This is a genomic window from Aeromonas sp. FDAARGOS 1416, from assembly GCF_019048085.1.
Lineage (GTDB): Bacteria > Pseudomonadota > Gammaproteobacteria > Enterobacterales > Aeromonadaceae > Aeromonas > Aeromonas veronii.
Genome location: NZ_CP077301.1, coordinates 1,360,924 through 1,385,776 on the forward strand (window position 1 = coordinate 1,360,924; position 24,853 = coordinate 1,385,776).

22 protein-coding genes are annotated in these 24,853 nt (G+C 58.9%); 10 read left to right on the top strand and 12 right to left on the bottom strand.

The features are described from left to right. Window positions 1–91 precede the first annotated feature (91 nt). The 3 genes from I6L46_RS06015 to I6L46_RS06025 all read left to right on the top strand — a co-directional run bounded on the left by I6L46_RS06015 (window position 92) and on the right by I6L46_RS06025 (window position 3,040). Window positions 92–1,555, top strand: coding sequence for a chitinase (locus I6L46_RS06015; protein WP_216977643.1), 1,464 nt, complete (start codon window positions 92–94; stop codon window positions 1,553–1,555). 582 nt (window positions 1,556–2,137) lie between these two features. After that, a complete protein-coding gene (locus I6L46_RS20815; protein WP_216977644.1) occupies window positions 2,138–2,278 on the top strand; it encodes a hypothetical protein in 141 nt (46 codons plus the stop codon). A gap of 153 nt (window positions 2,279–2,431) precedes the next feature. Continuing rightward, complete coding sequence (locus I6L46_RS06025) at window positions 2,432–3,040, top strand: histidine phosphatase family protein (RefSeq protein ID WP_216977645.1); 609 nt, start codon at window positions 2,432–2,434, stop codon at window positions 3,038–3,040. Window positions 3,041–3,172: 132 nt separating this feature from the next. Here I6L46_RS06025 and I6L46_RS06030 read toward each other — a convergent pair whose 3' ends face one another. Next, entirely contained in the window at window positions 3,173–4,468 is a 1,296-nt protein-coding gene (locus I6L46_RS06030; protein WP_216977646.1) for a sensor domain-containing diguanylate cyclase, read from the bottom strand. Window positions 4,469–4,525: 57 nt separating this feature from the next. Further along, window positions 4,526–5,050 (bottom strand): endonuclease SmrB, encoded by a 525-nt coding sequence (gene smrB / locus I6L46_RS06035; RefSeq protein WP_005333198.1) that lies wholly within the window; start codon window positions 5,048–5,050, stop codon window positions 4,526–4,528. An 82-nt stretch (window positions 5,051–5,132) separates the two neighbouring features. Between smrB and prmB the strand changes: the two genes are divergently transcribed. Then, the gene (prmB, locus tag I6L46_RS06040) at window positions 5,133–6,068 is read left to right on the top strand and encodes a 50S ribosomal protein L3 N(5)-glutamine methyltransferase (RefSeq protein WP_216977647.1); all 936 of its coding nucleotides are present in this window, start codon (window positions 5,133–5,135) and stop codon (window positions 6,066–6,068) included. Window positions 6,069–6,080: 12 nt separating this feature from the next. Continuing rightward, on the top strand, window positions 6,081–7,169 hold the full coding sequence (gene aroC, locus I6L46_RS06045) for a chorismate synthase (protein WP_021230156.1): 1,089 nt from the start codon (window positions 6,081–6,083) through the stop codon (window positions 7,167–7,169). A 111-nt stretch (window positions 7,170–7,280) separates the two neighbouring features. Here the strand turns inward: aroC and I6L46_RS06050 are convergent, their stop codons facing one another. Next, on the bottom strand, window positions 7,281–8,111 hold the full coding sequence (locus tag I6L46_RS06050; protein WP_216977648.1) for an ABC transporter substrate-binding protein: 831 nt from the start codon (window positions 8,109–8,111) through the stop codon (window positions 7,281–7,283). A gap of 348 nt (window positions 8,112–8,459) precedes the next feature. Here I6L46_RS06050 and I6L46_RS06055 point away from each other — a divergent pair, with 348 nt between their 5' ends. Then, window positions 8,460–9,860 carry a DEAD/DEAH box helicase gene (locus I6L46_RS06055; protein WP_216977649.1) on the top strand — a complete coding sequence of 467 codons (1,401 nt, stop codon included), beginning with the start codon at window positions 8,460–8,462 and terminating at the stop codon, window positions 9,858–9,860. A gap of 119 nt (window positions 9,861–9,979) precedes the next feature. Here the strand turns inward: I6L46_RS06055 and I6L46_RS06060 are convergent, their stop codons facing one another. The 5 genes from I6L46_RS06060 to cra form a co-directional block, all read right to left on the bottom strand. After that, window positions 9,980–10,630: a hypothetical protein gene (locus I6L46_RS06060; RefSeq protein WP_088868985.1), complete on the bottom strand. Its 651-nt coding sequence runs from the start codon at window positions 10,628–10,630 to the stop codon at window positions 9,980–9,982. A 116-nt stretch (window positions 10,631–10,746) separates the two neighbouring features. Further along, entirely contained in the window at window positions 10,747–11,133 is a 387-nt protein-coding gene (locus I6L46_RS06065) for an MAPEG family protein (protein ID WP_216977650.1), read from the bottom strand. 220 nt (window positions 11,134–11,353) lie between these two features. After that, entirely contained in the window at window positions 11,354–11,911 is a 558-nt protein-coding gene (locus I6L46_RS06070) for a hypothetical protein (RefSeq protein WP_139462536.1), read from the bottom strand. Between the two features lie 253 nt (window positions 11,912–12,164). Further along, entirely contained in the window at window positions 12,165–13,358 is a 1,194-nt protein-coding gene (locus I6L46_RS06075) for an aromatic amino acid transport family protein (protein WP_216977651.1), read from the bottom strand. A 550-nt stretch (window positions 13,359–13,908) separates the two neighbouring features. Next, on the bottom strand, window positions 13,909–14,895 hold the full coding sequence (gene cra / locus I6L46_RS06080) for a catabolite repressor/activator (RefSeq protein WP_216977652.1): 987 nt from the start codon (window positions 14,893–14,895) through the stop codon (window positions 13,909–13,911). A 296-nt stretch (window positions 14,896–15,191) separates the two neighbouring features. Here cra and fruB point away from each other — a divergent pair, with 296 nt between their 5' ends. The 3 genes from fruB to fruA are packed head-to-tail and all read left to right on the top strand — an operon-like array spanning window position 15,192 to window position 19,017. Next, window positions 15,192–16,307 carry a fused PTS fructose transporter subunit IIA/HPr protein gene (fruB, locus tag I6L46_RS06085; protein ID WP_216977653.1) on the top strand — a complete coding sequence of 372 codons (1,116 nt, stop codon included), beginning with the start codon at window positions 15,192–15,194 and terminating at the stop codon, window positions 16,305–16,307. After that, window positions 16,307–17,296 carry a 1-phosphofructokinase gene (gene pfkB, locus I6L46_RS06090; protein WP_216977654.1) on the top strand — a complete coding sequence of 330 codons (990 nt, stop codon included), beginning with the start codon at window positions 16,307–16,309 and terminating at the stop codon, window positions 17,294–17,296. Before fruB ends, pfkB begins: the two co-directional genes overlap by 1 nt. Continuing rightward, a complete protein-coding gene (gene fruA, locus I6L46_RS06095; protein ID WP_216977655.1) occupies window positions 17,293–19,017 on the top strand; it encodes a PTS fructose transporter subunit IIBC in 1,725 nt (574 codons plus the stop codon). Before pfkB ends, fruA begins: the two co-directional genes overlap by 4 nt. 108 nt (window positions 19,018–19,125) lie before the next feature. Here fruA and I6L46_RS06100 read toward each other — a convergent pair whose 3' ends face one another. After that, window positions 19,126–19,377, bottom strand: a complete 252-nt coding sequence (locus I6L46_RS06100; RefSeq protein WP_042053709.1) for a DUF1289 domain-containing protein — start codon at window positions 19,375–19,377, stop codon at window positions 19,126–19,128. Between the two features lie 150 nt (window positions 19,378–19,527). Here I6L46_RS06100 and mltA point away from each other — a divergent pair, with 150 nt between their 5' ends. After that, complete coding sequence (mltA, locus tag I6L46_RS06105) at window positions 19,528–20,679, top strand: murein transglycosylase A (RefSeq protein ID WP_019445143.1); 1,152 nt, start codon at window positions 19,528–19,530, stop codon at window positions 20,677–20,679. Window positions 20,680–20,799: 120 nt separating this feature from the next. Here mltA and yfaE read toward each other — a convergent pair whose 3' ends face one another. The 3 genes from yfaE to nrdA form a co-directional block, all read right to left on the bottom strand. Then, window positions 20,800–21,123, bottom strand: a complete 324-nt coding sequence (yfaE, locus tag I6L46_RS06110) for a class I ribonucleotide reductase maintenance protein YfaE (RefSeq protein WP_204383152.1) — start codon at window positions 21,121–21,123, stop codon at window positions 20,800–20,802. Further along, entirely contained in the window at window positions 21,120–22,253 is a 1,134-nt protein-coding gene (nrdB, locus tag I6L46_RS06115; RefSeq protein WP_204385369.1) for a class Ia ribonucleoside-diphosphate reductase subunit beta, read from the bottom strand. Before nrdB ends, yfaE begins: the two co-directional genes overlap by 4 nt. A gap of 80 nt (window positions 22,254–22,333) precedes the next feature. Then, window positions 22,334–24,601: a class 1a ribonucleoside-diphosphate reductase subunit alpha gene (gene nrdA, locus I6L46_RS06120; RefSeq protein WP_204383153.1), complete on the bottom strand. Its 2,268-nt coding sequence runs from the start codon at window positions 24,599–24,601 to the stop codon at window positions 22,334–22,336. Window positions 24,602–24,853 lie beyond the last annotated feature (252 nt).

Genomic DNA, 24,853 nt, shown 5'->3' on the forward strand with positions numbered 1-24,853 from the left:
CAAATTCTGCTTATTTCTTAATTCTCATCGTGAATTTAGTTGTTGAAACACCTACTCTTGGAACGCATTAATTCAAACAAGGACGATAAACATGTTCAAACCCAAGCGTTGTGCCTGGCTAATCGCTGCCGCCTGCGCATTGCCAAGCTATGCCGCAATGAGTGCAGCCATGAATATTCAACCCGATCCGCAAAATGCGGGAGGATATGTGATTGCCGCCCCGGATCTGGCTGCCATGGAAAAAGCCAAGACGGCTAATCCCATGTATGCAATATGGGCCAAGGCATTGGCGACCCGGTCAAATAAAATCGTTGATGCCATTGAACCGGGTTTGGCAAGCAATCCTGACAACGTAAAACGGGTTGAACGGGTATTTCCCCAATCTGAATGGGAATATTTAACCCAGATGGCAGCGCCGGAATATACTTATGTCCGCTTCTTGCGAGCCATCGGTAAATTCCCTGCGTTCTGTGGCGAATATACCGACGGTCGCGACTCTGATGCGATCTGTAAAAAATCCATTGTGACCGCCTTTGCGCACTTCTCTCAGGAGACCGGTGGCCATATTGCCAAGGAGAACGTCTCCGATAACCCGCTGGGGCTGGAGGAGTGGCAACAGGCGCTGGTGCATGTGCGGGAGATGGGCTGGTCAGAGGGACAGACCGGTTATACCACCGGCTGTGGCCAGAACGACTGGCAGAACAAGAAGTGGCCTTGCAGCACGGGTCAGGGGTACTTCGGCCGCGGCGCCAAGCAACTCTCCTACCACTTTAACTACGGCGCCTTCTCCGAGGCGATGTTTGATGGCGATGCCTCCGTGTTGCTCAACAACCCGGGTCTGGTGGCGGACTCCTGGCTTAACCTCGCTTCTGCCATCTGGTTTTTCCTCACCCCGCAGGCCCCGAAACCGGCCATGCTACACGTGATTGATCGTACCTGGGTACCCTCCAAACGGGAAGCTGACGCCGGTATCGGCTATGGCTTCGGTACAACCATCAACGTCATCAACGGCGGTATCGAGTGTGGTGAACAGAACAAGGACAAGGGGCAGCCTGTCAATCGCATCCGCTACTGGGAAGGGCTGGCCAACCACTACCAGATTCCGATCAAGGCGGATGAGAAGAACACCTGCTGGCAGCAGACTCCCTATGGCAGCCTTAATCTCAACGGTGCTACCGACGTGCTCTACACCAACTGGGATGGCAACTGGAAGTACTATCCGGATCGCCCGGGCGGTTATTCCTTCGAGTGCGAGCTGGTGGGCTTTCAGACCGCTTATTCTGCGCTGGTGCCGGGTGACTACGAGAAGTGCGTGACCAACTTCTACGGCTCCCACGCCAACTGGCCGAAAGTGCGGGTTGTGGACAAACTGACTCCACCACCGGTCGATCCGAGTGAACCACCCATCGGTGGCAACCCGGCATGGGAAGCGACCAAGGTCTACACCGCTGGCAGCAAGGTGAGCTACAAGGGAGCTGTCTATCAGGCCAAATGGTGGACACAGGGGGATGATCCCGCCAAAGGCGGCCCCTGGGTTGTAGTTCCTGCCAAATAAGATGGCGTAATTTAACTCCCAAAGAGGAGAGGGTGGGTAACTCCTTCTCCTCGTTAATTATCAACAGTGCATCATTGAATATTATCTTGTATTTTTAATGGTGCTTATGTTCTAACTGATAAGGTGAGTTTCTATCTGAAAATTGAAATAGTGTTGAAGCAGAGTTAAGAATAAAATTTATATTCAGGTTCGTTAGCCCCCATAAACTAGCGTCTTATGATGAGCGTAGTGCGCTACTTGCGAATACATTTTCCACCATAAAATGAAACCTCTCATTGCGAATATGAGGAGTATTTTCTCTATTGGTAAACTGTCATTTATCACTTGAAATGGTGAGGTCTTGCTATATCACTCTGATTTATCTCGGTACATTGTCGCTTATTCCCTTGAGAAAATAAATGTAAACGGCCGGTTTATATTGGTAATCTCTTTGGCTTGTGCAAAATTGCAACGAGGGGGCGAGATGAAGGGGGGTTGTCATTGCGGGGCGATCCGTTATGAGGTGCTGACTGCACCTTTTGCGGCCGATTTTTGTCACTGTCGGGATTGCCAGCGCACCACGGGGCACCGGTCGGGGCCTGGATGGACTTTCACGCCGAAGAGGTGCAGTGGTTATGCGGCAAACCGACCGAGTATGCGTCTTCAGATTTTATCCGCCGGGGATTTTGCGCCGAGTGTGGCTCCTCCCTTACATATCGCAGTACCCAGTACCCAGTACCCTGACTATCTCACGTTGGCCATCACCGCCCTCGATAATCCGGATGCTGTTGCGCCAACCTACCACATCCATACCGAAAGCCAGCTTCCCTGGTTGCCGATCCAGGACGAGCATCCCCGTTATCCCAAAGGGAAGTAACCCCAACAAAGGAGGTTGGCATGGAGCTGGTCGTTATCCGCCATGGCGAGACGCAAGCCAATGCGGAAGGACGGTATCAGGGCGCGCTGGATATCGGGCTTAATAAGAGTGGCCAGAGGCACATTGCCCGATTGGCTGACGAGATAGCGGCCACTCAGGCTCCGTTCGATCGGCTGCTGGCGTCCCCCCTGCTGCGAACAAGGGAGAGTGCAGCCATCTTGTCTCGTCAGTTGGGATTGCCTGTGGAGCTTGTGCCTGCTTTTCGTGAGCGTGATGTCGGCCTGTTTGAAGGACTGACGCAGGTAGAGGCAAGAACACGCTATCCCGAGCTGTGGGCGCGCAATATCACCCGGCGCTGGGCTGAATCTCCACCCGGTGGTGAAACCATTGATGAGGTGATTGCTCGGGTCTCGCAGGGACTCACGAAACTTGTTTCGACCATGCAAGGGGAGCGAATACTGCTGGTGGCGCACGGTGTGGTCGCCAAGGTGATCCGCGCCGTAACGATTGCCGGTTTTGATGATTTCTTCGAATGGCAATTGCCCAACGGCGGCATGCTGTCGGTGAGGCTCTCTCTGGCTGATGGTGGCCCACTGCGCTTTAGCCGTCCTCTTGATGGTGGTGATTGAAACGTGCACCAAAGGTAGAACGAAAAAGACAGCGCTACCGAAGAGAGTCGCGCTGTCTTTTGTATTCGTTGCGGTTGGTTATCTCTGCAGGCACAGGTTAGCAGTGTCACCAGAGGGTAGGGGCGTGCGCCATCAGGTCGGTTCCGGCTCCTCTTTGCGGCAGCAGTTACGCCCCTGTTTCTTGGCCAGATACAGGGCGGTGTCGGCTCGTCTAACCATCTTCTCTACAGTGTCATGGCTGCCCTTGCTGGCGCTGATCCCGATACTGATGGTGAGGGAGATCTCAAGAGCCCCGTCCAGTGCATGGTGCTGGGATTCGATGGCGAGCCTGATCCGCTCGGCGCTGGCCCAGGCGAGCTCGAGGGAGGTTTCCGGCAGCAGCACGATAAACTCCTCACCACCCCAGCGACCCAGCATGTCCACCTCCCGCAGCTGTTTGCTGATCCGTTTCACCAGACTCAGGATCGCCAGATCCCCCTGCTGATGGCCAAAGGTATCGTTGACTTCCTTGAAGTGGTCGATATCGATCAGGAGCAGGCTCATGGTATGGCCGAAACGCTGGCAGCGCTGCATCTCGGCGTTGACCAGCTCGTTGAAGCGGCGCCGGTTGGCTATGCCGGTGAGGGGATCCGTGGTAGCGGCGACCTTCAACTCCTCCACCAGTCGGGCTCGCTCAGAGATATCCCGCAAGATGGCGGTCATCTCGGTGGTCGGGCCCAGATTGATCTTGGCGATGGTCACCTCCAGCGGAAATTCGCTGCCATCGTGGCGCAGACCCATCACCGAGGCGCGGGCATGCATCGGGCGCGAATTGATGGGGGAGCTGCTGAAGGCTTTGAAATAGGTCTCGTGATTGGCGCGAAAACGCTGGGGAAGCAGGGTTTCCAGCCGCTTGCCGAGATAGCTCTCGTCGATGCCGAACATCTCGCAGGCGGCGGTATTGATAAGCTCGATGCGTGACTCGCTGCTGACACTGATGATGCCGTCATAGGCGGAGTTGACCACCGCTTCGAAGCGACGGCGACTGGTGGTGAGCGCCTCTTCCAGCTGCATCCTGGCGGTGATGTCGATGGCGGTGACGATGATCCGGTTGATCCGTGCCTGCTCGGGGATGATTGGGGAGAGAATAAAACGCCACCAACTGGTGCGCGACAGGCTGTCGATGGGCAGCTCGCTCTCGAGCCCGGTCTGCATGCGCACACATTCGTGCATTGGCGGCTCGATGGTATTGGTGATGTAGCGGGGAAACATCTCGCTCAGCTGTTTGCCAATGCTGCCAAGGACATCCAGCTCGAACGCCTTGGCAAAGGTATCGTTGGCAGAGACCAGCACAAAGTGATCATCCTTGTCGAGGCTGAACACCGCCACGGCTGCGCCGATGGCGTCGAGAGATGACTTTATGTCGGCATGGGAACCCTGTGTAAACATGCGACCTCCACGGCGAATAACATATTGATATTCAGTATAGTGTGGTCGTTTGGCTAACTACTCTTCGATATCCAGCAACACCAGAATGGCGCTGTCGCCGCCCCATTCGCGGGGAGCCTGATGGAAGGCGCGAACATTGGGGTGCTGGGCCAGCCAGCTGGGAATGCGCTGCTTGAGAATATGTTTGCCGATGCCGTGCATCACTGAGGCGACGTGAATGTTCTCTTTCTGGCAGAGGGTGAGCAGGGCGGCCAGCTCCTGTTTTGCCTGCTGCTGGTTCATGCCGTGCAGATCGAGATAGATCTCCGGCGGATAAATGCCCCGCTTGAGCTTTTTCAGCTCAAATTTTGACACATCTTCCCGCACGTAACGGGTCGGCCCATCATCGTCGAGATGGGGCTGATACTCATCGCTGAAATAGTGGTCAACCCCAAGCTTTTCGCGGGTTTCGCGCAATTCGCGTTTCTGCTTGACCGGGCGTAACTCGGCCCTTATGGTATCTTGCTTGATTTTCCGGGTACCTTTTATCGCATCGCGGAACAGCAGGGTTTCCTCGTCTGTCGGTGAGGGCGTTTTTTTCATCAGATGCTCATGTATTAGGTATGCGTCTTGCCCGCAACGTAAACGGGGCTCGGGCCGGATATTACTCGACTTGGAGGTGGATTTGGACAAGATATTTATCGATGAGGTGGTTGCCGAGATGCACACCATCCAGGACATGTTGCGTTGGGCCATGAGTCGTTTCAACGACGCCGGGATTTTTTACGGTCATGGAACCGACAACGCCTGGGATGAAGCTGTGCAGCTGGTACTGCCCGCGTTACATCTGCCACCGGATGTAGACCCGGCCATGCGCCACTCCCGTCTCACCAGCAGCGAGCGTCACCGTATCGCCGAGCTGATTATCCGCCGGGTACAGGAGCGAGTACCGGCCGCCTACCTGACCAACAAGGCCTGGTATGCCGGTTGGGAGTTCTACGTGGATGAGCGGGTGCTCATTCCCCGTTCACCCATTGCCGAGATGGTGGCCAACCGTTTCGCGCCCTTCCTCAAACATGAACCGACCCGGATCATGGACCTGTGCACCGGCTCAGGTTGCATCGCCATCATCATGGCCCACGAGTTCCCGGAAGCAGAAGTGGATGCCATCGACATCAGCATCGATGCGCTGAACGTGGCCGAGCGCAACATCAACGATCACGGGCTGGAGCAGCAGGTCATTCCGATCCGCTCCGATCTGTTCCGCGATCTGCCGGCGGGCGACAAGTACGATCTCATCGTCTCCAATCCGCCCTATGTGGACTCAGAAGATATGTCGGATCTGCCGGACGAGTTCCGTCACGAGCCCGAGCTGGCGCTGGCGTCCGGCACCGATGGTCTCAAGCTGACCAAGCGTTTGCTGGCCCATGCGGCAGATTTCCTCAAGGATAACGGTGTGCTGGTGGTCGAAGTGGGCAACAGTATGATCCATCTGGAAGCCCAGTTCCCCGAGATCCCCTTTACTTGGGTAGAGTTCGAGAACGGCGGCCACGGCGTCTTTGTGATGAGCCGTGAAGAGCTGGTGCAGTATCAGGATCATTTCGCCATCTACAAGAACTAAGCAGGAGCGCGCATGGCAGGGAACAGTTTTGGTCAACTCTTTCGGGTTACCACCTTTGGCGAGAGCCACGGCCTGGCGCTGGGCGCCGTGGTTGATGGCTGCCCGCCGGGGCTGGAGATCAGCGAAGCGGATCTGCAGGGGGATCTGGATCGGCGCAAGCCGGGCACTTCCCGCTACACCACGCCGCGCCGTGAGCCGGATGAGGTGAAGATCCTCTCCGGGGTGTTCGAGGGCAAGACCACCGGCACCTCCATCGGGCTGCTCATCGAGAATACCGATCAGCGCTCCAAGGATTACTCCGACATCAAGGATCTGTTCCGGCCGGGTCACGCTGACTACACCTACCACCAGAAGTATGGTCAGCGGGACTATCGCGGCGGTGGTCGCTCCTCGGCACGCGAGACCGCGATGCGGGTAGCGGCGGGGGCGATCGCCAAGAAGTACCTCAAACAGGTGCACGGCATCGAGATCACCGGTTTTCTCTCCCAGCTCGGCCCCATCAAGGCTGAGGCGTTTGACGCGGCGCAGATTGAGCAGAATCCCTTCTTCTTCCCTGATGCGGGCAAGCTGGAAGAACTGGATCAATACATGCGTGACCTGAAGAAAGAGGGCAACAGCATTGGCGCCAAGGTGCAGGTCATCGCGCGCAATGTGCCGGTGGGCCTAGGTGAGCCGGTATTTGATCGTCTCGATGCCGACATTGCCCATGCCATGATGGGCATCAATGCGGTGAAAGGGGTGGAGATCGGTGACGGTTTCGCCGTGGTGGAGCAAAAAGGCTCCGAGCATCGCGACGAGATGACCCCGGCAGGCTTTGCCAGCAACCACGCGGGCGGCATTCTGGGTGGGATCTCGTCGGGTCAGGATATTGTGGTGAGCATGGCGCTCAAGCCCACTTCCAGCATCACTGTGCCGGGCAAGACCATCAATACCGAAGGCGAGGCAATCGAGATGATCACCAAGGGTCGTCACGATCCTTGTGTCGGCATTCGCGCCGTGCCCATCGCCGAAGCCATGCTGGCGCTGGTGTTGATGGATCACCTGCTGCGCCATCGCGCCCAGAATCAGGGGGTGTTGACTCATACCCCACAGCTGCGCTGATCGCTGTTGCTGCACATCGACTGATCGCACCCTGTTCGGGGAACAAGTTCGACAATACCAAAAAGGCGACCTTCGGGTCGCCTTTGCTATTTCAAGTGGCGGCTTATCCCGTCAATGCTTGCGGAGAGTGCGGGTCAGCAGATCCGCGGCGCCCGGGTCGGCATTGAGGCGACACCTGGGGGGCGAGAACTTGTTGTGGGGTTTGGGCAAGGCATGAATGGCCTCGTTGACTTTGAGGATCTGTTCTTCGCTCACGCTGTTTTTGGCAAACATCAGGCTGACCGGCTGGTGGTGTAGCAACAGTTGGCAGCTGATAAACTCTTCGGCCCCCAGCTGGGCCAGCCGGTAGCGGGCATATTGCCACTCCATGATGATGCCATCGAGGCGGCGGGCCAGCAGCAGATCGATCATCCGCTCATCGGCGTTGTATTCGGTCGCCATTTTAAGCGCCGGGCAGCTATCCATCTGATGCATGGGGCGGGTGCCGCGCAACTTGCCTATCTTGAGCCCCTTCTCGTTGCACAACGCGGGCAGATTATCGAGCTGTGCCCAGCGATCCTGATGGCCCGGGATAGGGTCATTGCTCAGCAGCACATAGGCACTCTGACGGTAGGGGGTCGAGAAGCGGGCATAGCTCTGGCGCTCCGGCAGAGGGAGGGCGGCCATCGCCACATCCAGCTGATCGTGTTCTACCAGATGCAGTGCCCGCGCCCAGGGAAGCTCGCGAAACTTGGGGGCAAAGCCCGCCTGGGTGAGGATCTGGCGGGTCAGGCTGACATCCAGCCCATCCAGCTCACCCCGGTTGTTGATTTGGCTGAAGGGGGGCCAGTGACTCCAGGCCACGGTCAGGGTCTGACTGGCCTGCAGCGGAGGGCTTAGCAGCAGAAGCAGCAGGCCAATCCTTGCCTGCCAGCTGCCGCGGGGACGATATGGCGTGGTCATAGCTAAACCTCGTTATTGTGTTCTTTTATCCCGTGCGTTTGCCCCGCGAGCCATGCCTGCGAGGGCTGATATTGTGTTGCCAGTTAATAGTGTGGTGCGTGCTACATCAATCAACGGGATTATTCGGGGGGCAGGAGGGGGATTTTCTGTTCGTGCTGGGAGGAGCATCACATTTTTCTCGTTTATCCCGGACAACTCCGTTAGACTGCGCCTCTATTCTTTCCCCTTTGCTCTGCTCCCCGGGGAAATCGTTGTTTTCTCAATAGGCCCAGATCTTGTGAGATGGCATCGGCTCAGCAGAGGAGCCCCACCACAAATCCCCGGCGCCCCTATCTCTAGCAGGTAATTATGAGTTTTACTTCCCTCGGTCTGGCCGAACCCTTGTTGCGTGCCGTTGCCGAACAAGGCTACGACACCCCGTCCCCCATTCAGCAGCAAGCGATCCCTGCCGTTCTGGCTGGCCGCGATCTGATGGCGGCGGCCCAAACAGGGACCGGCAAGACCGCAGGCTTTACCCTGCCGATGCTGCAACGTCTGATGGAGAGCAAGCGCAAGGTCTCTCCGAACCGCGTCCGTGCGCTGGTACTGACCCCGACCCGTGAGCTGGCCGCCCAGGTGGGCGAGAGCGTGCGCAACTACGGCAAGCATTTGCCCCTGCGCAGCCACGTGGTCTTCGGTGGCGTAAGCATCAACCCGCAGATGATGGCGACCCGCCGTGGTCTGGACGTGCTGGTGGCCTGTCCTGGCCGCCTGATGGATCTCTATAACCAGAACGCCGTCAAGTTCGACGAGGTGGAGATCCTGGTACTGGACGAAGCGGATCGCATGCTCGACATGGGTTTTATCCGCGACATCCGCCGCATCCTGGCCCTGATGCCGAAGAAGCGTCAGAACCTGCTCTTCTCCGCCACCTTTGCCGACGAGATCCGCGAACTGGCCACCGGTCTGCTGGATAACCCGGCAGTGATCGAAGTGGCCCCGCGCAACAGCACCGCCGAGCGTATCGAGCAGCTGGTGCACCCGTGCGACAAGGCCAACAAGATCGCGCTGCTGAGTCATCTGGTCACCAGCAACAACTGGCAGCAGGTACTGGTGTTCACCCGTACCAAGCACATGGCCAACCGTGTTGCCGAGACTCTCGACAAGAACGGCGTCAGCGCCGCCGCCATCCACGGCAACAAGAGCCAGGGTGCCCGTACTCGCGCGCTGGCCGGTTTCAAGGATGGTAGCGTCAAGGTGCTGGTGGCGACCGACATCGCCGCCCGTGGTCTGGACATCGACAAGTTGCCGCAAGTGGTCAACTTCGAGTTGCCCAACGTGGCGGAAGATTACGTTCACCGCATCGGTCGTACCGGCCGTGCCGGTGCTGCCGGTCACGCCATCTCGCTGGTTGCTGCCGATGAAGGCAAGCTTATCAAGGCGATCGAGCGTCTGACCAAGCAGAACATTCCGTGCGAGCAGGTGCCCGGCTTCGAAGCGTCCCGCGAGACCCTCGACAACATCGCCCGTGGTATCGGCGCGCCGCTGCGCAAAGAGCCCCGTGATCCGAGCGAGCAGCGCCGTGCGCCGCGTCCGCAAGGTCAAGGCCAGCGTCAGGGGGCTGGTCGTTCCGCCTCCAATGGCAATGCGGGTGGTGCCCGTACCGGTAACGGTGGCAAGCCCAAGCCGCAAGGTGGTCAGCGTCCGGCTGATGGCGCTGGCAAACCGGCTCAGGCCCGTCGTCCACGTCGCTCTACCCACAACCAGTAAGCGGCTCGGGAGCTTGACTCCCCAGCTATGCGGTTGACTGAAAAAGCCCTGCCAATCTGGCAGGGCTTTTTGTTTTTTCAGCCATGTAATCGGCACTGTGTGGTGCAGCGAGAGCAACGCTAGATGGCGGAGAGGTACTGCTTTTGCATCGCCAGCCAGCGGCCGTTATTGATAAACGCCAGCTGTACCTTGAGCAGGGCTGCAATTTCCGCCCGGTGCTTTTTATCGAGATAGAGAAAGACCTGCTCTTTGGTGATCTTCTGCCAGGGGGACGCCAGTGCAGGTTGAGAGGCAGGGCGCATCTTGATGAGCCAATCCACTTTGCCTCGATGCAGTTGGGCAAGCCCCTGCTTCTCATCGTTCAACCAGATGACCTGATAGTTGCCGAGGAAGCGTTCGCACCACTGGATGCCGCGCAGGCAGCCAATCACGGTACCCTCGGCAGGGGGCCAGCTTGGGTTATCCCGTGGCTGACCATAAATCGCCGCCTCCGAGATGGGGGCACCGATCTGCAGCAAGTGGGGATAGGTCTGATCAAAGCCCTTGATCCTGGCCATATCGCCATCGACGGCATGGTCTGCCTCAATCAACTTTTCGCAGCGGGCATAAGTGCAGGGGATCAACTGAAAGTCGATGCCGGCCCGGCCAAACCAGTCATGAATAAAAGGGCGCAATATCGCAGTGTGTTCGACCGCTGCCGCCAGCTTTAGCGGGGTTGCGTGGGCAACGGGAGTCAGCCCGACAAGCAGTAACCAGCCAATCCACTTCATATCGCACTCCTGAATCGGGCTTGTTTAAGCAGCACTGTTGCGACTATCTGTGCAGTGAAGAATAGCCGATAGGGATGGCTGCCAGACCGTTTCGCCAGCTATTCGTGACGGCCGGGTCAGGGGAGCAGCGCCGTGATCAGGATATGGGCCGCGCTCACCAGGATCACAGTGAAGGTCAGCCCCATTCCCACAACCCGATAACGGAAGTTCTCCGGCGTGCGGCTCATGCCAAATGCATGGCAGAGGCGGCCAAGCAGCAAGGCGCTCCCCAGCAGATGGATAAGCCAGGGGGTCTGGTTGCTGGTTTCGACGAAATAGATCAGCAGCAGGGCGAGGGGGACATACTCGGCAAAGTTGGCGTGTACCCGCATGGCGCGCAGCATGGCGGGATCATCCCCATGCCCCAGCGCCACCTTGCGGCTATGGCGGTTGCGAATGGTTCGAATGCTCAGCAATACAAACAGCAGCGCGAGCAGGGCCGCGTAAACAGGCAGTATGGGCATGGTATCTGGCTCCTTGTGTGATGATATCGAGTAGCTGGTGTTCAGAGATGCGATATTGCTCTGCATCTCAATGGCTTGCCTTGAGGGTAGCAGCAAACTGCCTTAGCACGACCGTCATCCACTCACTCGCCATCGGCCAAGTGCAGGCGCAAAACAAACAGCCCTGCCGAGGTGGCAGGGCTGTATTTTGACCGTGTTGATGGTGGGCTGCGCCCCGTCATTACCCCTCGTAAGGGAGGGAGGAGTGGTGCAGCACGATGCGCACCTTGCCATCATCCCCCTTCTTGAAACCCCAGGTCTTGTCGACCGTGGTCTCCTTGTTATCGCGATCCACCAGATGAACCTTGCCCATGGTCAGCGCCATGTCGCCATTGATATAGACGGCGGCATTGTCATAGCGATAGCTCTGCCAGTTTTTCAGGGCGAACCCTTTGTCGGTGGGGTAGGCGCTGTTGTTGCCGACAAAGTAGGCCAGCGCCCCCTCGCGGTTGGTGCGAAAGGTCTGCTCGCCACCGGCAAGGGTCGGCTTGAACAGCACCGGCCCCTGCTGGTAGCCATAAGCGCTGTCGAGCACCGACTCGGCGGTCGCCTTGGCGCGCTCAATCCCACCGGCGCGATAATCATCGCTGATCTTGATAAGCGCCGCGCCCCAACCATCCTGCGCGGCCTTGATCTCCGCCTCGGTAATATTGTTGTTGGCGATTTCGGCGGCGCTAAGTGCGCCGCTGGCGGCAAGCAGGATGAGGGCAAGGGTGCTCTTCTTGAGGTGCAACATCATTGTTTTCTAGCTCCTGATAGCGATAAACGAGGGCGCAGTGTAGCGAAGGGGCATGAACGGTTTTTGAACTGATTATTCAGGGTTGGGTAGTAAAAATGTCGGTATATAGCCGAAGGTTTGGGTGTTTGTTTGGTAAGGGTCGCACTCTTAATTAATGGCGGATGCCTGTATCCAACTTGATTCGTTTACCAACAAAAAGCCCCGCCAAGTTAATTGGCGGGGCTTGGCTATTTGGGGCGTTTAGTATCGGGGATTACAGCGCTGGCAGCATTCCAAGGCTGACGCTGATCTGTACGCCGACAATCAGCACCCCCATGGCGGCGGCAAGACCCAGCGCCACTACGCCACCCGGGGCGCGGTAATGGTGGGCAGGCGCCTGTTTGCGGCTCTGCCACACCAGCGCCACCGGCAGCAGTACCGCGAGGATCGCCAGCGCAATGGCGGCGTAGCCGAGGGCCATGATAAAGCCCTGCGGGAAGTAGAGGGCAAACAGCAATGGCGGCACAAAGGTGATAAGGCCAGTCTGGGTGCGGCCCTGCCAGTTGTCCTTGCGGCGGGCTGCCTTGGCCATAAAGTCGAACAGCCCCAGCGTTACCCCGAGGAAGGAGGTGGCGAGCGCCAGGTCGGCAAACAAGTGCATCGCCTGATTAAACACAGGCCAGCTCACCAGTTTGCCGACGTTTGCCAGCAGGCTGTCCAGCGCACCACCGGTTTGCAGCAGGGCTTGTTGGCCGAGCAAACCAAGGATCGCTACCTGCCACAGCACGTAGAGGATCAGTGGCAGGGCTGAGCCCCAGACAAAGACCCGACGCAGCTGTTTTGGGCAGTCACCGAGGTAGAGCATCACGCTCGGAATGGAGCCGTGAAAGCCGAACGAGGTGAAGATGACCGGCAGGCCCGCCAGCAACAGGCCCTGACCCAGCGGCATCGAGAGCAGATGCTGCCCTTCGGTGCGGGGTAGCAGCAACGCCAGCACCACCACCATGATCACCAGTTTGACGGTGAACATCAGCCGGTTGAGGTAATCCACCGATCGGGTGCCGACACAGACCATGCCGCCAAACAGCAGGGTAAAGGCCCAGGCGGCCTGCTCCTGGCTGAGGGTCATGCCGGCATCGATCAGCGCCTGTACCAGCAGGCTGCTGCCGCCGCTGATGTAGGCGGAGGCCAGTGAGTAGAACAGCATCAGGATACAGAAGGAGGCGATGCGCTTGCCCCATGGGCCGAGCAGATGATCCGCCAGCTGGTGCAGGTACCACTTGCCGGTGTTGAGGCTTGCCTCTACTTGCAGCATGGCGGTGAAGGCCATCAGGGCCCAGAGGCCGACCATCAGCATCAGGGTGGCGGGGCCGCCAAGGGAGGAGGAGGCCAGCGGCAGGGCCAGCATGCCGGCACCTATGGTGGTGCCGGCAATCAACAGGGTACAACCCAGGGTTTTGGTATTCATGTTATCCATCCGAACGTAGCGGTGTCAGTGCAAACAGGCGATGTCAGCAGTGACGTCAACAAGAGGGGGCCGATTGGCGTTATCAGAAGGTGCCTCCGGGGATAGGGCCGGAGGCTAGCAATATCGGAACGGGAACATCTGTACCTAAAACCTGTCACTTGTAAAAGATGGTTGCCACGTTAGCGGATCAAAATAGCGGAAACAACCCCTTTTATACGGATCTTGTGCTGGCTTGTGGCAACAAGTGGAAATAAATGATGACGGTGGTAGCTAATTGCAGAAAAAATCACCGAAAAATGGCTGGCAGGGGCTCATTGATACAGGTCAGCCAAGTGGCAACAGTACGGATAAGGGAGCGAGGAGGGGGCGTTGAGTTGTGCGGCGAACAGGGTGTGGAGGCCGGTTGTTTAGTCGGCCAGACGGTAGAGAAAGCAAAGCGGGCGGGTAGGGTTGTGGGGAAAAACAATAAGGCTGCCTATGCTGGCAGCCTTATTGTCATCTGTTCGCTTTACACACCCATTGACAGCAAATCGGGTCTGCTGCGGTCAGGTTAGCGACGGCGCTTGAGGGTGCGGCTCACATAGTGCAGCCCGCTCTGGTAGTCGCCGTTCACCGCCTTGAGCGCTAGCTCCAGCGCCTGGCTCGCCAGCGCGTCGTGCTGCTGGGGCAGGGAGTTGATGCCAAAGGGGAGGAAGTCGAGCAGCCGATCGTCCCCGAAGGTGGCCATGGCGAGCTGGCTCATGTCGATCTCTTGCTCCAACAGGTAGTCGAGTACCCCCTCCATCAGGATATAGGAGGTGGTGATCAGCGCTTCGGGCAGCTGACCCAGCTGCTGGTGCAGATCCTTGATCAGGCGATACCCCTCAAGGCGGGAGAAGTGATCCCCCTCACGCAGGTGGCGAGCCGCGCTATGACTGGCGACCGCCTGCTCGAAACCGGCTTTGCGCTCCTTACTGATCGTTAGTTCCGGCAGCGCGGTGATCAAGGCGATATGGCGCAAGGTCGGGGTAAGCAGGGAGCTGGTGAGATCAAAGCTCGCTTTCTCGTTTTCACTGGCGACGGTGACGAACTTGTCGGCGGCCATCGCCCGGTCGATGGCGAGGATCTGGTTGCCTTGCGCCTGCAATTTACCGTAGAAGGGGTCGTCTGGCGGCAGGCAGCTGGCCACCAGCAGGGCATCCACATGGCGGCTCACCAGCATCTGGGCCAGCTCTTTTTCGGTGGCGGGATCATCTTCCGAGCAGACGATCAGCAGCTGATATCCCTGCGCCCGCGCCCCCTGTTCCAGCCGTTTGGCCAGCTTGGCGTAACTGGCGTTTTCAAGGTCGGGCAGGATAAAGCCGAGGGTCTTGGTCTGGCCGCCACGAAGGGAGGCGGCACGGCTATCCGGCTGGTAGTTGTGGGCGGTGACAACGGCCATCACCTTGTCGCGGGTGGCCTGGCTGATGCGGTATTGGTCGGCCTTGCCATTGATCACATAGCTTGCCGTGGTGCGCGAGACACCGGCGATGGCGGCGATTTCATCCAGTTTCATCATATTGGCTCTGTTTGAGTTGCAAGGCCCACGGTCACTGCCGGGTGAGGGCACCGAAAAGTGTGCGCGGGATCATACCATTGAAAAGCACTCTTTGTGGGTACTTGATCAATTCGCTGAAACGATTCAGTCTGAGTGTAAGTGAAACGATTCAGCCTGTCAGCAGCGAAGAGACCCAGTGGCCTGAAAATCGGGCCCCGATCACAGTGAACCGTGTTCGGGTCTATTGTCAGCTGGCGAGTTATCCGAATGTTCAATTGTGACGTACCGGCGCGGCCGGAACCTGATGGAGAGTCTCTATGTTGAAGTTGGCGCGAGAGCAGATCTTGCTGGGACAGTCGGTGGCGACCAAGTCGGACGCCATTGCCCTGCTGGCAGGCAAACTGACCGAAGCCGGTCTGGTGGAAGCGGGCTATGTGGATGGAATGCTGGCCCGTGAAGCGCAGCATGCCACCTACCTTGGCAGCGGCATCGCCATTCCCCACGGCACCACCGACACCCGTCATCTGGTGAAGAGCACCGGCGTCATGGTGGCCCAGTTCCCCAATGGTATCGAGTGGGACGAGGGGCAGATCGCCTATGTCGCCATCGGCATCGCCGCCAAGTCCGACGAGCATCTGGGCATTTTGCGCCAGCTCACCCATGTGCTGGGTGACGAGCAGGCGGCAGCTCAGCTCAAAGAGGCCACCGATGCCGACACCATCATCAATATCCTGACCGGCGCCACTGCCGCCAAAGAGGTGCAATACCTGACCCTGGCTGACTTCCCGGCCGATGATCGCGACCAACTGCTGCTGGGAGCAGCCGCCCGCGCCAAGTCTGCGGGCTGGGGCGATGCCGCCATGGTGAGCGCGCTGCTGGCAAGCGAACCTGCCTATCTGGGCGAGGGCGTCTGGCTCGCCCGCGCCAATGTTCAGCAAACAGCATCGGCCCAGACTGGCTGGGTGCTGGCTACCCCGAGCTGCGAACTTCGCGCAGGGGAGCTGCCGGTCAGCGCCATGCTGCTGCTGTGCGCCGCAGATAGCAGCCATCTGCCGCAACTGGAGAATCTGGCCAAACTGGCGGCTGCCGGCCAACTCGCTACGCTGGCGGGCGGCGAGGGACTGGCCATGCTGCAAGCAGGCCCCGCGCGCGGTCTTTCCGAAACCTTCACCATCATCAACCCCCACGGCTTGCACGCTCGTCCCGGCGCCATGTTGGTCAAGGTGGCCAAAGAGTTTGAATCCGACATCCGGGTGGCCAATCTGGATGGCAGCGGCGAGGCGGTCTCCGCCAAGAGCCTGATGAAGGTGATCGGCCTTGGGGTCAAGTGCGGTCACCGTCTGGCATTTCGCGCCGAAGGTGCAGATGCCGAAGCGGCTCTCAAGGGGATCGGTGAGGCCATCGCCGCTGGTCTCGGCGAGGGGGCGCATTGATGAAGATTGTTACCATCACCCTCAACCCCGCCCTTGATCTCACTACTCGCCTTGAGGCGATGAGCCTGGGCGAGGTCAATCTGGTGAGCGAGGCCAACCTGCGTGCCGCAGGCAAGGGGATCAACGTCGCCATGGTGCTCAGGGACTTGGGCCGCGAGGTGGGCGTCACCGGTTGGCTTGGCGCAGACAATGAGCAGAGCTTTGTCTCCCTGTTTGCAGAGCGGGCGCTGGATGATCACTTTGTCCGTGTCGCGGGCAGCACCCGCATCAACGTCAAGATCTCCGAGCAGTCTGGTCGGGTCACCGATCTCAACCTGCCGGGGCTCACCATTGAGCAAGGGGAGGTGAGCGCGCTGGAGCAGGCCATCGACCAATTGGCTGCGCATGCAGAGTGGTTCGTGCTGGCGGGCAGCCTGCCCAAAGGGGTGGCTCCCGATTACTGCGCTCATCTGATCCGCTTGCTCAAGGCCAAGGGTAAGCAGGTGATCTTCGATTGCAGCGGTGCAGCCTTAAGCGAAGGGATCAAGGCGGCGCCGACCCTGGTCAAACCCAATCTGGAGGAGCTGAGCCAGTGGGCAGGCCGCCCCATCAAGACCCTGAGCGAGCAGGCCGAGTGTGCCCGCGCGCTTCAAGCAAGCGGCATCCCCAACGTGGTGATCTCCAACGGCGCCGACGGCCTGATCTGGTTTGCCACAGATGCCGTCTGGCAGGCCATTCCGCCGCGGATGCAGGTGGTCAGCACCGTGGGTGCTGGCGATTCTCTGGTCGCCGGTCTTGCCCATGGTCTGAGCCTTGGCTGGGCGACGGAGCAGACCCTGCGGCTGGCCACCGCCGTCTCGGCCTTGGCGGTCAGTCAGGTGGCGGTCGGCTTTGACGATATCAATGTGCTCAACCCCTTACTTGAACAGGTGCGCGTAGAGCGTCTGGATGCGCTGGCACCGGTTCAATGCCATACCCCCTCAATGGAAAACTCAGGAGATGCCCAATGAAAGCAATCTTGGTTACGGCTTGCCCGGCGGGCATTGCCACCAGCTTTCTCGCTGCAAAACGGATAGAACAGCAGGCCAAACTGGCTGGCTGGGAACTCACCCTCGACGTCGGCTCCAGCGTGCAACCGCGTCAGGTGCCGAACAAGGAGCAGATTGCTGCTGCCGATCTGGTGCTGGTTGTCGCAAGCTGCCCGGTGGATCTCGCCGCCTATGATGGCAAGCGAGTCTATCAGGGCAGCATGGATCTCGCCCTGCAGGATCCCGCTGCCTTGCTGGAAGCCGCCACCAGCGGTGCCAGCGTCTATCGTCATCAAGCCGCTCCCGCAGCAGGTAAACCCGCCGCCGCTGGCAAGCGCATCGTGGCAGTGACAGCGTGCCCGACCGGGGTGGCCCACACCTTTATGTCGGCAGAAGCGCTGGAGACCATGGCCAAACAGCTGGGTTATCAGATCCGCGTCGAGACCCAAGGCTCGGTCGGTGCCCAGAATGCCCTGACCGCTGAGGAGATTGCCGCTGCCGATCTGGTGTTCCTCGCCACCGATATCGAAGTGGACATGGCGCGTTTTGACGGTAAGCCGGTCTATCGCACCAGCACCGGCGCTGCGCTGAAGAAAACCCGCGCCGAGCTGGACAAGGCTTGGAGTGAGGCGAAAACCTATCGCCACAGCGGTGCCAGCCAACCCAAGAAAGAGGAAAAAGCAGGCCCCTACAAGCATTTGCTGACTGGTGTCTCCTTCATGCTGCCCATGGTGGTGGCGGGCGGCCTTATCATCGCGCTCTCGTTCGTGTTCGGTATCGAAGCGTTCAAGATGGAAGGCACTCTGGCTGCGGCCCTGATGAAGATCGGTGGTGGTTCTGCCTTTGCCCTGATGATCCCGGTGCTGGCCGGTTACATTGCCTACTCCATCGCTGACCGTCCGGGTCTCGCCCCCGGCATGATCGGCGGTATGCTGGCAAGCTCGCTGGGCGCCGGTTTCCTCGGCGGCATCGTCGCCGGTTTCCTGGCCGGTTACAGCGCCAAGTACCTGAGCGACAAGGTGCGTTTGCCGGTGACCCTGGAAGCGCTCAAGCCCATTCTGATCATTCCGCTGTTTGCCAGCCTCTTTACCGGTCTGGTGATGATCTACGTCGTCGGTGGCCCTGTAGCCGGCATCATGAATGCCATGACCACCTTCCTCAACAACATGGGCTCTGCCAACGCCGTGCTGCTGGGTGTCATCATCGGCGCCATGATGTGCTTCGACATGGGTGGCCCGGTCAACAAGGCAGCCTACGCCTTCGGGGTCGGCCTGCTGGCCTCCAAAACCTACGCCCCGATGGCTGCGGTGATGGCCGCCGGCATGGTGCCGGCGCTGGGGATGGGGATCGCCACCTTCCTGGCCCGCACCAAGTTCATCAAGGCGGAGCAGGAAGCGGGCAAAGCCTCCTTCGTGCTGGGTCTGTGCTTTATCTCCGAGGGGGCCATCCCGTTTGCCGCCAAGGATCCGATGCGGGTCATCCCGGCCTGCATGGTCGGCGGTGCCCTGACCGGTGCGCTCTCCATGCTGTTTGGCTGCGAGCTGATGGCACCCCACGGCGGTCTGTTTGTGCTCTTTATCCCGCACGCTATCAGCAACGTCATGATGTATATCGTGGCGATTGCAGCAGGGTCACTGCTGACCGGTGTCTCCTACGCCATGCTCAAACGCGGCGAAGAGCAGGCCAAACTGGCCACGGCATAAGCCTTGCCAACCGGCAACACGTCATAACCAAGAGCGGCCTGCGTGCCGCTTTTTGTTTTGCCGGTGATATAGGTGAGTTGTGAGGTGGGGATTGCAGGTAGGCTGAGTTTAAAAATCCCAGCCGGGCTGTGCTTGCAGTTCACTGGGAGCGCCTTCCTGTGCCTTGCGGCGGGCGGCGTCGACCCGCGCCTTGCGGTTGCGGCACAGGCGCATCACTTCTTGTTGCTGGGCAGGGGTCATAGTGAGCCAGTTGAAACGCTCTTCGCGATTGCGCAGGCACCCCTTGCAGTAGCCCTTGTTGTTCACTTCGCAGACCCCGATGCAGGGGCTTTGCAACGGGAATATTTCGAGCTGTTCCATTCATTACCTCGCACATCCTGTCACCTTGTTATAACCCAGCGGATCCCCTTTGGAGAAATCCTGCTTCAAGTGATTGATGTCGTTTGCTTTCCCCCTGCAAATTTGGCATCTTCCCCGCCGAGCATGGCTCTTGGCGTTATATGAGGACATATGAACAAACACGCGTACTGGCTGACCGCCGCAGTGCTGGGACTGGCCGGTTGTGCGGGCAACTCTGACAAAGCAGAAGTGCCCAAAAAACAGACCGACAACAGATGCTTTCTTAACTGCGAGGTGCCGGAAAATCTGGGCAAGCAGTATCTGGACGGGACCTTGCCAGAGGATCTGGTGAGGGTGGAACGGGTCAATAGCCGTGCACGTGCCGACTACAGCAAGTTTGGCCCGCAAAGCAGACTGGTATTGGAGCGCTCCGGCAAGATGACCCGCCGTTATGGCGAGCTCTATCACCAGCTCTCCCGCTGGGTGGCGGGCGGCGGCAATCCTGCCGACATCACCCGTTACGGTATCAGCCTGGCTCAGCTGGGCGGCGCCGATCGCATGGGGAACGTGCTGTTTACCGGTTACTACTCGCCGGTGCTGGAGGTGCGTCACCGCCCGGATGCCAAGTACAAATATCCCATCTATGCCATGCCAAAATGTGGCGGTCGCTGTCCGACCCGGGCCGAGATCCATCAGGGGGCCTTGGCCAATCGCGGGCTGGAGCTGGGTTACAGCAAATCCCTTATAGACAACTTCCTGATGGATGTGCAGGGCTCGGGCTTTGTCCATTACGGAGATGACGATCGGCTGCAATATCTGGGCTACAGCGGCAAGAATGGTCACGGTTACGTCAGTATCGGCCGGGTGTTAATCGATCGCGGTGAAGTGCCCAAAGAGCAGATGTCGATGAAGGCCATCAAGGAGTGGGCCAACCGACAGCCGGAGGAGAGCGTCAAGGAGCTGGTGGAGCAGAACCCCTCCTATGTATTCTTCGAGCGCCGCCCTACTAATGATGTGATCGGCGCGGCCGGTATCCCGCTGCTGCCGCTGGCGGCCGTCGCTGCCGACAAGACCCTGTTGCCGATGGGGACGCCGATCCTCGCCGAAGTTCCCTTGCTCGATAAAGAGGGCAACTGGACCGGCAAGCACCAGCTGCGGCTGTTGATTGCGCTGGATGTGGGCGGGGCGGTGAAGAAGGGGCACCTCGATCTCTACCACGGTATGGGTGAGAAGGCCGGTGTCGCAGCCGGTCACTACAAGCACTTTGGCCGGGTCTGGAAGCTGGGCCTGCACCATGGGCCGACTGCCGCCCCCTGGTTGTAATCCTCTGAGGGTTCGCGCGTCTGTAATCTGGCGCCCGAGCAATGTGAAGAGACAAAAAAAGCCGCCGGATTGCTCCGGCGGCTTTCTATATTTTGTGCGAGTTGTCAGTCTGTGGCTGCGTCAGCTCTTCTGGATATCCAGCCGGATGGCGCCGACCGGTTTGCAGCAGCAGGGGAGGCACTCCCCCTGGGCGACGAATGCCAGCGGCACATTGGGGTAGTGCACCTTGCCGGCCATCAGCGGAGTGCGGCAGGCGCCGCAATAGCCGCTGCGACACTGGAACTCCACATGATGCCCATGGCGCTCCAGGGTCTCCAACACGCTTTCGCCTGGATGGGCGTGCAGCACGGCACCATCCCGGGTATGTACCCGTGGTGCCACGACCGCCTGCTGCTGAGCAGGCGCGTGCGGGGCAGGGGGCAGCGTGTTGGTGGCGTCGCTCACAGCTCGAAATCACCCAGGTCATCGGCATTGACTTCGCTGTCGATCTGACCGACCAGATAGGAGCTGACCTCTACCTCTTGCGGGGCGACCTGCACGTTGTCGGATGACAGCCAGGTGTTGATCCAGGGGATCGGGTTTTGCTTGGTGCCGGCAAAGGCTGGCTGCAGGCCGACCGCGCTCATGCGCAAGTTGGTGATGTATTCCACATACTGGCAGAGGATGTCCTTGTTCAAGCCGATCATGGAGCCGTCCTGGAACAGGTACTCGGCCCACTCTTTCTCCTGAATGGCCGCTTCCTTGAAGATCTTGAAGCAGGCCTGTTCGCACTCGGCGGCGATCTCGGCCATCTCCGGATCATCCTGGCCGGTACGCATCAGGTTCAGCATGTGCTGGGTGCCGGTGAGGTGCAGCGCTTCGTCGCGGGCGATCATCTTGATGATCTTGGCGTTGCCTTCCATCAGTTCACGCTCGGCGAAGGCAAAGGAGCAGGCGAAGCTGACGTAGAAGCGAATTGCTTCCAGCGCGTTGACGCTCATCAGGCACAGATAGAGCTTCTTCTTGAGCTCGCGCAATGTGATGGTCACCTCGCGGCCCGCGACGGTGTGGGTCCCTTCACCATGCAGGTTGTAGAGGGCGGTCGCTTCGATCAGATCGTCGTAGAAGTGGCTGATGGAGCCAGCGCGTTTCAAGATCTGCTCGTTGGTCACGATATCGTCAAACACCTGGGCGGGGGTGTTGACGATATTGCGGATGATATGGGTGTAGGAGCGAGAGTGGATGGTCTCGGAGAAGGCCCAGGTCTCAATCCAGGTTTCCAGCTCCGGAATGGAGACCAGCGGCAGCAGGGCCACGTTGGGGCTGCGACCCTGAATGGAGTCCAGCAGGGTCTGGTACTTCAGGTTGGAGATGAAGATATGCTGCTCGTGGGGCGGCAGGGCCTGATAGTCGATGCGATCACGGGAGACATCCACCTCTTCCGGGCGCCAGAAGAAGGAGAGCTGCTTCTCGATCAGCCGCTCGAACACTTCGTGCTTTTGTTGATCATAACGGGCTACGTTGACCGATTGGCCAAAAAACATCGGCTCTTTGAGCTGGTCGTTTTGGGTTTGGCAGAAAGTTGAATAGGCCATGGTTACCAGAATATGTGAATAGAGAAAACAGGAGAGCGGGAGCTTCATGCTCCCGCCCGGTTATCAGTTCTTGCCGTGACTTAGATTTTGCAAGCCCCGCCAGCACAACCGTCATCTTGCAGGTCGGTCTGGGCATCGTCTGCACCATCACGGGTGTTGTGATAGTACAGGGTCTTGAGGCCGTATTTGTAGGCAGTCAGCAAGTCCTTGAGCAGCTGTTTCATCGGGACCTTGTTGCCTTCGAAACGGGCAGGGTCGTAGTTGGTGTTGGCGGAGATCGCCTGATCCACAAACTTCTGCATGATACCGACCAGCTGCAGGTAGCCGTCAACGCTCGGTTGCTTCCAGAGCAATTCGTATTGATCTTTCAGGCGATCATACTCGGGCACCACCTGTTTGAGAATGCCGTCTTTGGAGGCCTTGACCGACACCAGGCCGCGCGGCGGCTCGATGCCGTTGGTGGCGTTGGAGATCTGGCTGGAGGTCTCGCTCGGCATCAGGGCGGTCAGGGTGGAGTTACGCAAGCCCACGGACTTGATCTCTTCACGCAGACTTTCCCAATCCAGATGCAGCGGCTCGTTGCACAGCGCATCCAGATCCTTCTTGTAGGTGTCGATGGGCAGGATGCCCTGGGCATAGGTGGTCTCGCCAAACAGCGGGCAGGGGCCGAACTCGCGGGCCAGCTGCACGGAGGCTTTCAGCAGGTAGTACTGGATCGCCTCGAAGGTGCGGTGAGTCAGCGCCAGACCGGAGCCGTCGGAGTAACGGGCACCGTTTTTGGCCAGGTAGTAGGCGTAGTTGATGACGCCGATCCCCAAGGTGCGACGACCCATGCTGCCCTTCTTGGCGGCGGCAATCGGGTAGTCCTGATAGTCGAGCAGGGCGTCGAGGGCACGCACGGCCAGATCGGCCATCTCTTCCAGATCTTCCAGCTTGTCGATGGCACCCAGGTTGAAGGCGGAGAGGGTGCACAGGGCGATCTCGCCACTCTCGTCGTCGATGTTGTTGAGCGGCTTGGTCGGCAGCGCAATCTCGAGGCAGAGGTTGGACTGGCGTACCGGCGCCACGCTCGGGTCGAACGGGCTGTGGGTGTTGCAGTGATCGACGTTCTGGATGTAGATGCGACCGGTACCGGCACGCTCCTGCATCATCAGGGAGAAGAGGTCTACCGCTTTCAGGGTCTTCTTGCGAATGGCCGGATCCTGCTCGTACTTGACGTAGAGCTCTTCGAACTTGTCCTGATCGGCAAAGAAGGCATCGTACAGACCCGGCGCATCAGACGGGGAGAACAGAGTGATGTCACCGCCCTTGATGAGGCGCTGGTACATCAGCTTGTTGATCTGCACGCCGTAGTCCATGTGACGAACACGGTTCTCTTCCACGCCGCGGTTGTTCTTCAGCACCAGCAGGCTTTCCACTTCGGTGTGCCACAGCGGGTAGAACAGGGTAGCCGCACCGCCTCGCACGCCGCCTTGGGAGCAGCACTTCACGGCAGTCTGGAAGTATTTGTAGAAGGGGATGCAACCGGTGTGGAACGCTTCGCCACCACGGATGGGGCTGCCCAGACCGCGGATGCGACCGGCGTTGATGCCGATACCGGCGCGCTGGGAGACATAACGCACGATGGAGCTGGCGGTGGCGTTGATGGAGTCCAGGCTGTCGTCGCATTCGATCAGTACGCAGGAGCTGAACTGACGGGTCGGGGTGCGCACGCCGCTCATGATCGGGGTCGGCAGGGAGATCTTGAAGGTCGAGACCGCGTCATAGAAGCGCTTGATGTAGTCCAGACGGGTATCTTTCGGATACTTGGAGAAGAGGCAGGCCGCAACCAGCATATAGAGGAACTGCGGGCTCTCGTAGATCTCGCCGGTAACGCGATTCTGGACCAGATATTTGCCTTCCAGCTGTTTGACTGCCGCGTAGGAGAAATCCATGTCGCGCCAGTGATCCAGATGGGTGTTCAGCTCTTCGAATTCGGCCTGGGTGTAGTCTTCCAGCAGGTGCTTGTCGTACTTGCCCATGTCCACCAGACGAGCCACGTGCTGGTAGAGGTGGGGCGGTTCGAACTGGCCGTAGGCCTTCTTGCGCAGGTGGAAGATGGCCAGACGGGCTGCCATGTACTGGTAGTCCGGGGTCTGCTCGGAGATGAGGTCAGCCGTCGCCTTGATGATGGTTTCGTGAATGTCGGCGGTACGGATACCGTCATAGAACTGGATGTGGGATTTGAGCTCTACCTGGGAGACCGACACGTTGTCGAGCCCTTCGGCGGCCCAGTCCAGCACGCGGTGAATTTTATCCAGATCGATGGGTTCTTTGTGTCCGTTACGCTTCGTCACAAACAAGTTCATTGGCTGATGACCTTCAGTTGATTCCCGAAAAACCATCGCACAATGGCGCCATCCAGGCTCCGGCGGTGTGCGGGAGTTGGGTAGAGATTGTGCGATGAATCACAAGATGTAGTGTTATTTTAAGTTCGAGCTACAAGATAGTGAGGTCAGCCCGCCATTGCAATGTGTGGATAAGTGACGAGCTGTGGATAAATTGTGAGTCTTGCCCCATCAGTTAGTGACTGCTCACAGTGAGCGGGTTTTCATTCGTCC